At 72.5% G+C, this 12,984-nt stretch carries 12 protein-coding genes; 8 read left to right on the top strand and 4 right to left on the bottom strand.

The annotated features are described in order from the left end of the window. Positions 1–66 precede the first annotated feature (66 nt). From AB0M39_RS39110 to AB0M39_RS39100, 3 genes are all read right to left on the bottom strand, one after another. Positions 67–2,136, bottom strand: coding sequence for a phosphocholine-specific phospholipase C (locus AB0M39_RS39110; RefSeq protein ID WP_365373074.1), 2,070 nt, complete (start codon positions 2,134–2,136; stop codon positions 67–69). A gap of 334 nt (positions 2,137–2,470) precedes the next feature. After that, positions 2,471–4,144, bottom strand: a complete 1,674-nt coding sequence (locus AB0M39_RS39105; protein WP_365373071.1) for an acyl-CoA dehydrogenase family protein — start codon at positions 4,142–4,144, stop codon at positions 2,471–2,473. A 30-nt stretch (positions 4,145–4,174) separates the two neighbouring features. Further along, entirely contained in the window at positions 4,175–4,798 is a 624-nt protein-coding gene (locus AB0M39_RS39100; RefSeq protein WP_365373069.1) for a TetR/AcrR family transcriptional regulator, read from the bottom strand. A 125-nt stretch (positions 4,799–4,923) separates the two neighbouring features. Here AB0M39_RS39100 and AB0M39_RS39095 point away from each other — a divergent pair, with 125 nt between their 5' ends. Further along, complete coding sequence (locus AB0M39_RS39095; RefSeq protein ID WP_365373067.1) at positions 4,924–5,703, top strand: VOC family protein; 780 nt, start codon at positions 4,924–4,926, stop codon at positions 5,701–5,703. A 4-nt stretch (positions 5,704–5,707) separates the two neighbouring features. Here the strand turns inward: AB0M39_RS39095 and AB0M39_RS39090 are convergent, their stop codons facing one another. Then, positions 5,708–7,339, bottom strand: coding sequence for an FAD-dependent monooxygenase (locus AB0M39_RS39090; RefSeq protein WP_365373065.1), 1,632 nt, complete (start codon positions 7,337–7,339; stop codon positions 5,708–5,710). Positions 7,340–7,602: 263 nt separating this feature from the next. On the opposite strand from AB0M39_RS39090, the gene AB0M39_RS39085 reads away from it, so the two are divergent. The 7 genes from AB0M39_RS39085 to AB0M39_RS39055 all read left to right on the top strand — a co-directional run bounded on the left by AB0M39_RS39085 (position 7,603) and on the right by AB0M39_RS39055 (position 12,865). Then, entirely contained in the window at positions 7,603–8,712 is a 1,110-nt protein-coding gene (locus AB0M39_RS39085; RefSeq protein ID WP_365373062.1) for a SchA/CurD-like domain-containing protein, read from the top strand. Between the two features lie 16 nt (positions 8,713–8,728). Then, positions 8,729–9,151 carry a cupin domain-containing protein gene (locus AB0M39_RS39080; RefSeq protein ID WP_365373059.1) on the top strand — a complete coding sequence of 141 codons (423 nt, stop codon included), beginning with the start codon at positions 8,729–8,731 and terminating at the stop codon, positions 9,149–9,151. Next, entirely contained in the window at positions 9,148–10,413 is a 1,266-nt protein-coding gene (locus AB0M39_RS39075) for a beta-ketoacyl-[acyl-carrier-protein] synthase family protein (protein ID WP_365373056.1), read from the top strand. Before AB0M39_RS39080 ends, AB0M39_RS39075 begins: the two co-directional genes overlap by 4 nt. Next, positions 10,413–11,663: a beta-ketoacyl synthase N-terminal-like domain-containing protein gene (locus AB0M39_RS39070; RefSeq protein ID WP_365373054.1), complete on the top strand. Its 1,251-nt coding sequence runs from the start codon at positions 10,413–10,415 to the stop codon at positions 11,661–11,663. Before AB0M39_RS39075 ends, AB0M39_RS39070 begins: the two co-directional genes overlap by 1 nt. 63 nt (positions 11,664–11,726) lie before the next feature. Continuing rightward, positions 11,727–11,984, top strand: a complete 258-nt coding sequence (locus AB0M39_RS39065) for an acyl carrier protein (RefSeq protein ID WP_365373051.1) — start codon at positions 11,727–11,729, stop codon at positions 11,982–11,984. A 1-nt stretch (position 11,985) separates the two neighbouring features. Further along, positions 11,986–12,465, top strand: a complete 480-nt coding sequence (locus AB0M39_RS39060) for an SRPBCC family protein (RefSeq protein WP_365373049.1) — start codon at positions 11,986–11,988, stop codon at positions 12,463–12,465. 67 nt (positions 12,466–12,532) lie between these two features. Next, positions 12,533–12,865 (top strand): TcmI family type II polyketide cyclase, encoded by a 333-nt coding sequence (locus AB0M39_RS39055; RefSeq protein ID WP_365373046.1) that lies wholly within the window; start codon positions 12,533–12,535, stop codon positions 12,863–12,865. Positions 12,866–12,984: the final 119 nt, after the last annotated feature.

Below are 12,984 nucleotides of genomic sequence, written 5' to 3'. Positions count from 1 at the left end.
CGGACATCACCCCGCAGCTGTTCTTCGCACACGGCGAGCACACCCCCGCCCAGCGCGCCGATACCTTCACCGCGTTCGCCGCCGCCGACTGCCGATCGCCGGGTCGCTCACGCCCGCCTCGCCGGTCTCCACGTGCCCCGCGAACCGCCGCAGGAAGCGCGCGTCCCCGTCGCAGACGACGGACAGGTCGTACCAGCGCCTGCTCGCCCGCAGGTCCACGATGTGCACGACGCGCGCCCCCGTGCGGACCGCGAAGGTCCGGCTCCGGCCGCCGTACGCGTCGGAGAGCGTGAGCCGGCAGTCGGGGCCCGCGTTGGTCATCGTCAGCTCGATCCGCCCGCCGGCCGCGAGGTGGCGGGCGGTCACCTCCGGCCCCGGGGCGCCGCCCGGTCCCTTGAAGGTGCGCAGAAAGCCGTTCGGGCCGTACGCCGTCAGGTCGTACACGCCCTTGGAGTACGCCGTGTTCCAGGTGTCGGAGATCTTCTTGCCCGCCTCGGCGGTGTACGTCCACGGCCCGTCCGCGCGGTTCGCCGAGGTGACCGAGAAGCACGCCCCGGCCGCCGCGCCGCCGCTGAAGGAAAGCGTGAAGCGCCCGGTCGACGGCGTCGCCGCGCCGTCGACCAGCGGTGCGTAGGGCAGCGGACGGGACCGGCGCGATCCCCGCTCCTGCTTGGGCAGCACGGGGTTGGCCGGCGGCCGGGGCACATAGTCGGGGTGGCGCACGCGGTCCGGGGGCTCGTAGGCGTCGGTGTCCGGGAGCGCGGCGGGCCGGCTGTCCTTCCGGGAGAAGTCGAAGGCGGAGGTGAGGTCGCCGCAGACGGCCCGCCGCCAGGGCGAGATGTTCGGCTCGCGGACGCCGAAGCGGCGCTCCATGAAGCGCAGGATCGAGGTGTGGTCGAACGTCTCGGAGCAGACGTAGCCGCCGGTGCTCCAGGGGGAGACCACGAGCATCGGGACGCGCTGGCCGAGTCCGTAGGGGCCGGCGGCGTACCTGGCGGAGCCGGGGAACTGGTCGAGCGCGGTGTCCGCGGTGGACAGGCCCTGGGCGGCGGACGCGGGCGGGAAGGGCGGGGCGACGTGGTCGAAGTAGCCGTCGTTCTCGTCGTAGGTGATGAACAGCGCGGTCTTCGCCCACACCTCGGGGTTGGACGTGAGCGCGTCCAGCACCTGCGCGATGTACCAGGCGCCGTAGTTCACCGGCCAGTTGGGGTGCTCGGTGAAGGCCTCGGGGGCGGCGATCCAGGAGATCTGGGGGAGCCTGCCCGCCGTCACGTCGGCCTTGAGGAGGTCGAAGTAGCCGTCGCCCTTCTTGACGTCGGTGCCGGTGCGGGCCTTGTCGTAGAGGGGGTCGCCGGGCTTCGCGCCCCGGTAGGAGTTGAAGTACAGCAGGGAGTTGTCGCCGTAGTTGCCGCGGTAGGCGTCCTCGATCCAGCCCCAGTGACCGGCGGCGTCGAGGCCGTCGCCGACGTCCTGGTAGACCTTCCACGAGATCCCGGCCCGCTCGAGCCGCTCGGGGTACGTCGTCCAGCCGTACCCCAGCTCGTCGTTGCCGAGCACGGGCCCGCCGCCCTTGCCGTCGTTCCCGGTGTGGCCGCTCCACATGTAGTAGCGGTTGGGGTCGGTGGCGCCGATGAAGGAGCAGTGGTACGCGTCGCAGACGGTGAACGCGTCGGCGAGCGCGTAGTGGAAGGGGATGTCGTCGCGGGTCAGATACGCCATCGTCCCCGGGGACTTGGCGGGTATCCACTGGTCGTACGCGCCCCGGTTCCAGGCCTTGTGGCCGCCGGCCCAGTCGTGGTCGAGGCCCGCGATGAACTGCATGCCGAGGTCGTCGGCGTCCGGGTGGAAGGGCAGGACGTCCTTGGACCCGTCCGACTGGTGCCACACCGACTTTCCGCCGGGCAGCGTCAGGGGGCGGGGGTCGCCGAAACCGCGGACGCCGCGCAGCGAGCCGAAGTAGTGGTCGAAGGAACGGTTCTCCTGCATCAGCACGACGATGTGCTCGACGTCCTGGAGGGACCCGGAGCGCCGGCTGGCGGGGATGGCGGCGGCCCGGGCGATGCTGCTGGAGAGGGCCGCGTAGCTCGCGGTGGCTCCGGCGATCTGGAAGAAGCGCCGCCGATTGAGTTCAGGCATGAGTGTGGGGCCTCTTGGGGTGAGGAGACAACAGCGGGGTGGAGTGTCCAAGAGGAACCACTGGAAGGGAAGGGGTCGTGTCGGCCATGTGACAGGGGCGGGTACACGCCCAGAACAGCGAGACGCGTACAGCGGGACATGTACGGCGGGACGCGAACAGCGCACCTCGAAACAGCGCACCTCGAAACAGCGCACCTCGAAACAGCGTGCCGCGAACGGCGTGCCGCGAACAGCGCGGCGGGGACGGCCCCTTCGTCCCCGCCCGTCCCTTCCTGTCCTCTTCGCCCCTTCCCGTCCCCTTCGTCCCCGCCCGTGCCCTCAGCCGTCGGCCCGGCTAGCTCCCCGCGTGGCGCTCCACGATCGCCGCCGCGTCCGTCCCGCGCGGCAGGATGCCGTACTGGTGCCCCCGCGCCTCGCCCAGACGCGAGGCGACGAAGGCCTCCGCCGCCGCGGCGGGAGCGTGGCGGAGCATCAGCGAGGACTGGAGCGCCAGCGCCATGCCCTCCACCGCCGCCCGCGCCCGGGTCTGCGCCGCGACCGGGTCGCGCAGATCCCGCGTCAGCTCCTCGCGCACACGCGCCGTATGCGCGTCCAGCACGCTGTTCGCGCCCTGCGTCGTCGACAGCTCCGCCCAGAACGCCTCCAGCGAGGCCGGGGTCTTGGCGATGCCGCGCAGCACGTCGAGCGCGATGACGTTGCCCGAGCCCTCCCAGATCGAGAGCAGGGGCTGCTCGCGGTAGCGGCGGGCGAGCGGCCAGTCCTCGGTGTAGCCGTTGCCGCCCAGGCACTCCAGCGCCTCGTAGGCGTGCTGCGGGCCGCGCTTGCAGATCCAGTACTTGGACACCGCCGTGGCCAGCCTGCGGAACAGCGCCTCCGACTCGCCGCTGTCCGCCTCGTACGCCTGGGCCAGCCGCAGCGCCGTCCAGGTCGCGGCCTCCGTCTCCAGCGCCAGATCGGCGAGCACCGCGGTCATGGCGGGCTGCTCGACCAGACGCGCGCCGAAGGCGCCGCGGTGGCGCGCGTGCCACACGGCCTCGGTCAGCGACTGCCGCATGCCCGCCGTGGTGCCGAGCACGCAGTCCAGGCGCGTGTGGTTGACCATCTCGATGATGGTCGGCACCCCGCGCCCCGGCTCGCCGACCCGCAGCGCCCACGTCTGGTCGAACTCCACCTCGGAGGAGGCGTTCGACTTGTTGCCCAGCTTGTTCTTCAGCCGCTGGACGCGGATCGTGTTGCGCGTCCCGTCCGGCAGCACCCGGGGCGCCAGGAAGCAGGTGAGCCCCGCCTCCGCCTGGGCCAGCACCAAGAACGCGTCCGACTGCGGCGCGGAGAAGAACCACTTGTGGCCGGTCAGCCGGTGCTCCCGCCCGTCGGGGTCCGACGCCGCGGGCGCCGCCGTCGTGGTGTTCGCCCGGACGTCCGAGCCGCCCTGCTTCTCCGTCATCCCCATCCCGAACATCAGCCCCCGCTTGAGGGCGGGCGCGATCGGCCGGGGATCGTAGACGCGGCTGAACACGCCGGGCAGCCAGTCCTGGCCCACCTCCAAGTCCCGCTGGAGCACGGGGACCACGGCGTGCGTCATCGAGGTGGGGCAGGCGTGGCCCGGCTCGGCCTGGGCGAACAGCATGAAGGTCGCCGCCCGCGCGACCGCCGCCCCCGGCTTGGGGTCCGCCCAGGCCGCGGTGTGCGCGCCGTGGCGCACCGCCGCGCCGATCACCTCGTCGTAGGCGGGGTGGAAGTCGATCTCGTCGACCCGGTTGCCGTACCGGTCGTGCGTGCGCAGCTCGGGCGGGTACGCGTGGGCCTGGTCGGCCCAGCCCTGGAACCGCTCCGAGCCGGTCAGCTCGCCTATCTCGTGCAGCTCCGGCTCGTGCCACGCGGCGCCGAGCGTGCGCACGCCCTCCACCAGCGGGAGGTTCGTCGCGTACTCGTCGACGTCGACGCGGCGCGGAGCCTGGTTGAGCACCTCGTGGGTGCGGTGGCCGGCGGGCTGTGCGGTCGCCGTCATGGCGGGTCCTCTCTCGGTCGACGGACGAGGTCAGGGCTGGTCGGCCGGCGCGGGCGCGCCGACGGCCCGCAGACACAGCGCGGCGATGGCCTGCACCGTCGGGCCGGGCTCGGCCCGGTCCCCGACCGGGGAGAGCGGGCCGAGCAGCGCCTCGCTGATCGCCCCGATCACGGCGGCGGCGGACAGCCGGGCGTCCTGCGGGGGCAGCTCGCCCGCGGCGACGCCCGCCGCGATGGTCTCCTCGGCCAGCGCGTGGTAGCCGCGCCGGTAGGCCAGCCGCTCGGTCTCCACCAGCGGGTCCACCCGCTCGGCGAGCAGCGCCCACGCCGTGCGCGGGGCTTTGAGCGCCCGGTGCGAGAAGACCTCCACCAGCGCCCGCAGCCGCTCGGCCGCCTCGCTCCGAGCGGCCACCGCGGCGCGCACCGCCGCGAGTTCATGGCCGGCGATATGCCGGAAGACCGCGGCGAGCAGCTCCTGCTTGGACGCGAAGTGGTTGTAGACGCTGCCGGTGGCCACACCGGCCCGCTCGGCGAGCGCGGACACGCTCGCCGCCGCGTAGCCGCCCTCGGCGAGCAGCCCCCGGGCGGCGTCCAGGAGCCGCTCGCGGTGGGCGAGCCGGGTGGCCTCGGTACGGGCGGTGGAGCGGTAGACCATGCTCTGAACCTCGATTCATAGCTTGCGACCTCACTCAACCACGCACGCCCGCGGCGCACAATGGCCGTGCACGACGCCCACGGCCACTCCAGCGGCCGAGCCACCGTCGAAGGAGCCGCCCGCCCATGCTCAGCACGGAGTACGCGACCGGCTCGCCCTGCTGGCTCGACCTCGCCAGCCCCGACCCGGCGGGGGCCGCGGCCTTCTACGGCGCGGTCCTCGGCTGGAGCCTCGCCCCGGCACCGCAGGGCGACCACGGCCTCCTCCAGCACCAGGGCAGGACGGCGGCCGCCCTCGGCCCGCTCGCCGAACCGGGCGCGCGCTCCGCCTGGACGCTCGCCTTCAAGACCCCCGACGCCGACGCCACGGCCCAGGCCGCCGAGGAGCTCGGCGCCACCGTGCGCATCGAGGCCTACGACGTGCCGGGCGCCGGGCGGACGGCCCGACTCGCCGATCCGGGCGGCGCCCAGTTCGCCCTCTGGCAGCCCGCCGCCGTCGAGGGGCTCGAGGCGGTGGGGGAGGAGGGCGCGCTGTGCTGGACCGAGCTCTTCAGCCCCGACCCCGCGGCCGCCGCCGCGTTCTACCGCCGCCTGTTCGGCTGGCACACCGAGGAGGTGACGATGCTCGACATCCCGTACACCCTGCTCGCCACCGCCGGCGGCGACCGGAGCGAGGCGGCCTTCGGCGGCATCGCGCCGCTCCAGGACAGCGCCCACACACCGCGCTGGCTGCCGTACTTCGAGGCCGCGGACGTCGACGCGGCGGTCGGCGCCGCTCGGGCCGGCGGCGGGTCGGTGCTGACGCCCGCCTTCGACGCCCCGGGCGTCGGCCGGATGGCCGCGCTCGCGGATCCCTACGGCGCGCCGTTCGCCGTCACCGCGAGCGCGGCCGCCGCCGCGGGCTGAGCCCTCAGACCCGGTACAGCAGCTCGGACATGACCTCCTGGAGCACCTGCTCCGGCTCGGTCACCACGTCCGCCGTCCGCCAGGCGACGAAGCCGTCCGGGCGCACCAGCACCGCGCCCTGCGGCTTGGTGCCGTGGATCTCGGCCCAGTCGGCCCCGTTCTCGGGGACCAGGTCGGCGTCCAGACCGGAGCCGATCTCGTACGCCTCAAGACGCGCGGACATCTGCCGGGCGACCGTGCGCGCAGCGTCGCGCCACGTCGTGCCCTCGGACGTGAGCAGCACGAAGGACCGCTCGTACAGGTCCAGCGTGGACAGCCGCTCACCCCGTCGGTCGACCCACATATGCGGGGCCCGGGTGCCCGGGGCGCCCGTCAGCTGCATCCGCTCCGGCACCACGGGCCGCTCAGGGTCGACGCCCAGGACAGCGCCCTTCACATAGCCGTAGCCCATCGCCACCGACAGGATGCCGCCCTGCCGTCCGCCGCCCGGAGTCTCGGCCGGCGCGTAGCCGGGGTGGCTGTGCTCCGCCGAACGGGCCGAGGCGCGCTCGCTCGTCGCACGCGCCACCGGCTGCCGCTCCGCCTCATAGGTCTCAAGGAGACCGGGACCCGCCCAGCCCTCCAGCACCGCCGCCAGCTTCCAGGCCAGGTTGTGGGCGTCCTGGATGCCGGTGTTCGAGCCGAACGCGCCGGTGGGCGACATCTCGTGCGCCGAGTCCCCGGCCAGCAGCACCCGGCCGCTGGAGTAGCGCTCGGCGACCCGCTCCGCCGCGTGCCACGGCGCCATGCCGGTGATCTCGACGTCCAGGTCCGGCTTGCCGACCGCCGCCCGGATGTGCGCGGCGCAGCGCTCGTCGGTGAAGGCGTCCAGGCTCTCGCCCTCGTCCGGGCGCCAGGGCGCGTGGAAGACCCAGCGCTCGCGGTTGTCCACCGGCAGCAGCGCCCCGTCCGCGCCCGGCTTGGTCAGATAGCACACGATGAAGCGCTTCTCGCCGAGCACGTCGATGAGCCCGCGGGAGCGGAAGGTGATGCTCACATTGTGGAACAGGTCCCCGTGGCCGCTCTGGCCGATGCCCAGGGCCTCCCGGACCGGGCTGCGCGGACCGTCGGCGGCGACCAGATAGTCCGCGTGCACGGTGCTGAGCTCACCGGACTCCCGGTCCTTCACCACCGCCGTCACACCGCTGTCGTCCTGTTCGAAGGAGAGCAGCTCCGTGGAGAACCGCAGATCGCCGCAGCCCTCGCGGGAGCGGCGGGCCAGCACCGGCTCGATGTCGTTCTGACTGCACAGGCACCACGTCGTCGGGCTGAAGCGCGCCAGCGCGCCGCCCGGGTCGATCTCCTTGAACAGCCACTCCTGGTCGTCGCCGGTCAGCGACCCCGCCTGGAGGATGCCGTGGTTGTCCTTGAGGACCGACGCGGCGTCCCGGATCTCCTGCTCCGCTCCGGAGCGCCGGAACAGCTCCATGCTCCGCACGTTGATACCGCGTCCGCGTGGATGCGTGGAAGTGCCCGAGTGCTTCTCGACCAGCAGATGCCCGATGCCGTGGCGGTCCAGGAAATGCGAGGTGGACAGGCCCACCAGGGACCCGCCCACGATGAGGACCGGCACACGCTGATCAGCGTTCACTTTCATCACTCAGCCCAGCTCCTGACGCCCTAGGGGATGGAATCTTCCATGCCCTGTGCGACGGCCGATGCCTCGCGCATTCACCCGCTTGGTTCTCATCTCTCGCGCCACCCGTGGTACCGGACCACGATCGGTCTCATTGGCGCCGCCTCGCGAACGGGCGGCGGACCGTTCGAATCCGCAGGGCAGTCGACCCGGCTGGATTCCACCGGCGACCGACGAGACGCCACCCGAAGTGGCGGCCTCGACGTCGCGAAGGAGTGTGAAGAATGACCACCCTGTCGGAACGGGTATCGCAGTCCGCCTTCGATGGCTCCAGGCTTCGGGTCGTTCTGCTGCTGGACCTCCACGACGGGGCCCAGAAGCAGTTCCTCGAGGCGTACGAGCACCTGCGCAACCAAGTTGCCTCGGTCCCCGGGCACATCAGCGACCAGCTGTGCCAGTCGATCGAGAACCCCTCCCAGTGGCTCATCACCAGCGAATGGGAGAGCGCCCCGCCCTTCCTCGCCTGGGTGAACAGCGAGGAGCACGTGGAGACCGTGCAGCCCCTGCACAGCTGTGTACGGGACACCCGGTCGCTTCGCTTCAGCGTCCTGCGCGAGACCGACCACCCCTCCGCCGCCAAACCGCACACGGGCCTCCAGGCCGCGCCCCGGCTCGGGGACGGCGTAGTCCGCCACGCGCTCACCTTCACCGTCAAGCCGGGCACCGAGAAGCAGGTCGCCAAGATCCTCTCCGGCTACACCTCGCCGGCGTCCCGCGTCGACGAGACCACCCGGCTGCGCCGCACCTCCCTCTACATGCACGGCAACCGCGTCGTGCGGACCGTCGAGGTGCAGGGCGACCTGCTCGCGGCGCTGCGCCATGTGGCCAGCCAGCCCGAGGTCCGGGCCGTCGAGGAGGCCATCAACCCCTATCTCGAGCAGGACCGGGACCTGGGCGACCCCAACTCCGCCAGGGTCTTCTTCACCCGGGCGGCGCTCCCCGCGGTGCACCACGTCGCCGCGGACGGCCACGACCCCGACGACGTACAGCGCCACGCGCTGTTCTACGAGGCGAAGGAAGGCTGCGGCATGGCCCTGGCCAAGCTGCTCGCCCAGCAGGACGAGGCGGCGGCCGACGACCCGCGCAGCCCCATCCACAACTGCACCATCTTCCAGCGCGACGACATCGTCGTCCGGCTGGTCGACCTGCGCGGTCCGCTCGACGGGCAGCCCGCCCTGACGCTCGGCGTCAGCGGCTCCCGCAAGGCGGCCACCCTCACCCGCCTGCTCGCCCCCGAGCAGGGCCCGGTGAGCAACGACCGGGAGATCGCCCGCTTCCTCGCGAACTCCGACATGCAGCTGATCACCGACCGGTGCGCGCCGTCCGAATCCTGACCTGGAGGAGCCAGTCATGAGCACCACCCCCCCACGCATCGTGGACCTGAGCGAGACCCAGCCCAACACCCGGCGCGGCGGCGACCTGCGCGCCATGCTGACCCCCACCGCGGTGGGCGCCACCAGCGGATTCATGGGCCTGGCCATCGTGCAGCCCGGCGACCGCATCGGCGAGCACTACCACCCGTACTCCGAGGAGTTCGTGTACGTCACCTGCGGACTGCTCGAAGTGGACCTGGACGGCGAGACGTTCCCCCTCCGGCCCGACCAGGGCCTGATGATCCCGCTGAACATGCGCCACCGGTTCCGCAACGTCGGCAACGTGGAGGCCCGCATGGTCTTCCACCTCGGCCCGCTCGCCCCGCGCCCGGAGCTCGGCCACGTCGACACGGAGCCCACCGAGCACGCGCCGCCGGAACGGACTGGGGCGGTCTCATGACCCGGCGGGTGGCGGTCACCGGGGTCGGTATCGTCGCCCCCGGCGGAATCGGCGCCTCGGCCTTCTGGGACCTGCTCTCCCACGGCCGCACGGCGACCCGGGGCATCACGCTCTTCAACCCGGAGGGCTTCCGCTCCCGAATAGCCGCCGAGGTCGACTTCGACCCGGCCGCCTGCGGCCTCGACGAGGAGCAGACGGCTCGCTCGGACCGGTACATCCAGTTCGCCCTCGTCGCCGCCGAGGAGGCGATCCGCGACTCGGGCCTGGACACGGAGAAGGAGGACCCCTGGCGCATCGGGGTGTCCCTGGGCACCGCGGTCGGCGGCACCACCCGGCTGGAGCACGACTACGTCGCGGTCAGCGCCCACGGCGCCCGCTGGGACGTGGACCACCGGCCGGCCGAGCCGCATCTGCACCGGGCGTTCTCGCCCAGCTCCCTCGCCTCGGCCGTGGCCGAGCACACCGGCGCCCACGGGCCGGTGCAGACCGTCTCCACCGGCTGCACCTCCGGACTGGACGCGGTCGGCTACGCCTTCCACGCGATAGAGGAGGGCCGGGTCGACGTGTGCATAACCGGCGCGTCCGACTCGCCCATCTCACCGATCACGGTCGCCTGCTTCGACGCGATCAAGGCGACCTCGCCCAACAACGACGACCCGGCCCACGCGTCCCGCCCCTTCGACGCCGACCGGGACGGGTTCGTGATGGGAGAGGGCGGGGCCGTCCTCGTCCTGGAGGACCTGGAGCACGCCCGCGCCCGCGGCGCCCGCGTGTACTGCGAGATAAGCGGCTACGCCACCTTCGGCAACGCCTATCACATGACCGGGCTCACGCCCGAGGGCCTGGAGATGGCCCATGCGATCGACACCGCGCTCGGCCACGCCCGGGTCGACGCCTCCCGTATCGACTACGTCAACGCGCACGGCTCGGGCACCAAGCAGAACGACCGGCACGAGACCGCCGCGGTCAAGCGCTCGCTCGGCGACCACGCCTACAAGACGCCCATGAGCTCCATCAAGTCCATGGTGGGCCACTCCCTCGGCGCGATCGGCGCGATCGAGCTGGTGGCCTGCGTCCTGGCGATGGACCGTCAGGTGGTCCCGCCGACGGCCAACTACGAGACCCCCGACCCCGAGTGCGACCTGGACTACGTCCCGCGCACCGCCCGCTCCCGGAAGCTGCGCAACGTGCTCTCCGTGGGCAGCGGATTCGGTGGATTCCAGTCCGCGGTCGTCATGACCCGACCAAGTGGGAGGACCTGATGAGCTCCCGGAAAGCCGCTCGCCGCACGGTCGTCACCGGCATCGGCGTCATCGCCCCCAACGGGACCGGCGCCGAAGTGTTCTGGAAGTCGACGCAGGAAGGCGTCAGCTTCCTCGACCGGGTCACCCGCGAAGGCTGCGAGCACCTGCCGCTCAAAGTCGCGGGCGAGGTCCGGGAGTTCGACCCCGGCGCCCTGGTCGAGGAGCGCTACCTCGTCCAGACCGACCGCTTCACGCACTTCGCGATGGCCGCGGCCGACCTCGCCATGGACGACGCCCGGCTCGGCCGCGCCGACTACGAGGGCTCGCCCTTCGACGTCGGCGTGGTGACCGCCGCGGGCTCCGGCGGCGGCGAGTTCGGCCAGCGCGAGCTCCAGCGGCTGTGGGGACAGGGCTCCCGCTACGTCGGCCCGTACCAGTCCATCGCCTGGTTCTACGCCGCGAGCACCGGCCAGATCTCCATCCGGGGCGGCTTCAAGGGCCCCTGCGGCGTCGTCGCCAGCGACGAGGCAGGAGGGCTCGACGCGTTCGCGCACGCCGCCCGGGCGATCAGCCGGGGCGCCGACGCGGTCGTCGTCGGCTCGGCGGAGGCCCCCCTCGCTCCGTACTCGGTGGTGTGCCAGCTCGGGTACGAGGACCTGAGCACCAGCGACGACCCGGAGCGCGCCTACCGTCCCTTCACCGCGGAGGCCTGCGGTTTCGTGCCCGCCGAGGGCGGCGCGATGCTCGTGGTCGAGGAGGAGGCGGCGGCCCGCCGCCGCGGCGCGCGAGTGCGCGCCCATGTGGCGGGCCACGCGGCGACCTTCACCGGACCGTCCCAGTGGGAGCGGTCCCGGGAGGGGCTCGCCCGGGCGATCGCCGGCGCGCTGCGCGAGGCCGACTGCGCGCCCGAGGAGATCGACGTGGTCTTCGCGGACGCGCTCGGCGTGCCTGCGGCCGACCGCGCCGAGGCGCTGGCCATCGCCGACGCGCTGGGCGCGCACGGCAGGCGGGTGCCGGTGACGGCGCCCAAGACCGGCATCGGACGGGCCTACTGCGGAGGACCCGTGCTCGACGCGGCCGCCGCGGTGCTCTCCATCGAGCACGGCCTCGTACCGCCCACGCCCGGAATCTTCGACGTGTGCGTGGACCTCAACGTCGTGACCGGCCGGGCCCAGCCCGCCGAGCTGCGCACGGCGCTGGTGCTCAGCCGCGGGCTCATGGGCTCGAACGCGGCACTGGTGGTGCGCGGCGCCGACGCGCCGGCCTGAAGTCAACACCTCTCGCGCGGGCTCACGAGCCCGCGCGAGAACCCGGGACAAGGAGAACTGCTCATGACCGACCGACTGACCATCGAAGAGCTCGCGAGGCTGATGAAGAAGGGCGCCGGCCTGACCGTCGACCCCGTCGACCTGGAGAACCGGGCGACCGCCCGCTTCGACGAGTTCGGCCTCGACTCGCTCGGCCTGCTCGGCATCGTCGGCGAGCTGGAGAACCGCCACGGCCGCCCGCTGCCGCCCGACGCGGACCGCTGCAAGACCCCGAGGGAGTTCCTCGACCTCGTCAACAACACCCTGATGACTGGAGCCTGAAGTGCCCGGAAAGACCGAGAACGAGATCACCGTCGCCGCCCCCCTCGACGTCGTCTGGGACATCACCAACGACATCGAGAACTGGCCGCAGCTGTTCAGCGAGTACGCGTCCGTCGAGATCATCGAGCGTGAGGGCGACCGGACCACCTTCCGTCTGACCATGCACCCCGACGAGAACGGAAAGGTCTGGAGCTGGGTCTCCGAGCGCGTCACCGACCGCAAGGGCCGCAAGGTGCGCGCCCGCCGCGTGGAGACCGGCCCGTTCCAGCGCATGGACATCTGGTGGGAGTACTCCGAGGTCCCCGGCGGCACCCGGATGCACTGGCGGCAGGAGTTCGCCATGAAGCCGGACGCCCCGGTCGACGACGCGTGGATGACGGACAACATCAACCGCAACTCGCGCATCCAGATGGAGCTCATCCGCGACAAGATCGAGCAGCGCGACCGCGACGGCCGCTCGGCCTCGGTCAACGCAAACTGAGCGCGTCAAGCCGACCAGCCGACCAGCCGACCAAGCTGACTCAAGCCGACGCAAGGGAATCCCTCCTATGCACCACGCTCTGATCGTCGCCCGGATGGCGCCCGAGTCCGCCCCGGACATCGCGCAGCTGTTCGCCGAGTCCGACAACGGCGAGCTGCCGCACCTCGTCGGGGTCAACCGGCGCAGCCTGTTCCAGTTCGGCGACGTGTACATGCATCTGATCGAGTCCGACCGGCCGCCGGGACCGGAGATCGCCAAGGTCACCGAGCACCCGGCGTTCAAGGACATCAGCGACCGGCTCACCGCCTTCGTCAGTCCCTACGACCCCGAGACCTGGCGGAGCCCGAAGGACGCCATGGCCCGCGAGTTCTACCGGTGGGAGCGCGACTCCGTCTCGTGAGGCGACGGATGAGAGGCGCGCCCGGGGGCGGGGCCCCGGCCCCCGGGGGCGGGGGGGGTGGGCCCCCCGAACACGACGGCCCCCCCCCCACAACAAAACACCCCCGGCCCCCCCCCCCC

It is taken from the genome of Streptomyces sp. NPDC051907 (assembly GCF_040681075.1).
GTDB lineage: Bacteria > Actinomycetota > Actinomycetes > Streptomycetales > Streptomycetaceae > Streptomyces.
The sequence above is the reverse complement of the archived record's forward strand: the minus strand, read 5'-3'. Positions and strand labels throughout refer to the sequence as shown.

What these genes read in the sequence shown, in the direction of transcription:
- AB0M39_RS39095 (WP_365373067.1), top strand. Translation starts at nt 4,924, where the DNA reads ATGCTCAGCACGGAGTACGCGACCGGCTCGCCCTGCTGGCTCGACCTC.
- AB0M39_RS39105 (WP_365373071.1), bottom strand. Translation starts at nt 4,144, where the DNA reads ATGACGGCGACCGCACAGCCCGCCGGCCACCGCACCCACGAGGTGCTC.
- AB0M39_RS39070 (WP_365373054.1), top strand. Translation starts at nt 10,413, where the DNA reads ATGAGCTCCCGGAAAGCCGCTCGCCGCACGGTCGTCACCGGCATCGGC.
- AB0M39_RS39110 (WP_365373074.1), bottom strand. Translation starts at nt 2,136, where the DNA reads ATGCCTGAACTCAATCGGCGGCGCTTCTTCCAGATCGCCGGAGCCACC.
- AB0M39_RS39085 (WP_365373062.1), top strand. Translation starts at nt 7,603, where the DNA reads ATGACCACCCTGTCGGAACGGGTATCGCAGTCCGCCTTCGATGGCTCC.
- AB0M39_RS39090 (WP_365373065.1), bottom strand. Translation starts at nt 7,339, where the DNA reads ATGAAAGTGAACGCTGATCAGCGTGTGCCGGTCCTCATCGTGGGCGGG.
- AB0M39_RS39065 (WP_365373051.1), top strand. Translation starts at nt 11,727, where the DNA reads ATGACCGACCGACTGACCATCGAAGAGCTCGCGAGGCTGATGAAGAAG.
- AB0M39_RS39100 (WP_365373069.1), bottom strand. Translation starts at nt 4,798, where the DNA reads ATGGTCTACCGCTCCACCGCCCGTACCGAGGCCACCCGGCTCGCCCAC.
- AB0M39_RS39075 (WP_365373056.1), top strand. Translation starts at nt 9,148, where the DNA reads ATGACCCGGCGGGTGGCGGTCACCGGGGTCGGTATCGTCGCCCCCGGC.
- AB0M39_RS39080 (WP_365373059.1), top strand. Translation starts at nt 8,729, where the DNA reads ATGAGCACCACCCCCCCACGCATCGTGGACCTGAGCGAGACCCAGCCC.
- AB0M39_RS39055 (WP_365373046.1), top strand. Translation starts at nt 12,533, where the DNA reads ATGCACCACGCTCTGATCGTCGCCCGGATGGCGCCCGAGTCCGCCCCG.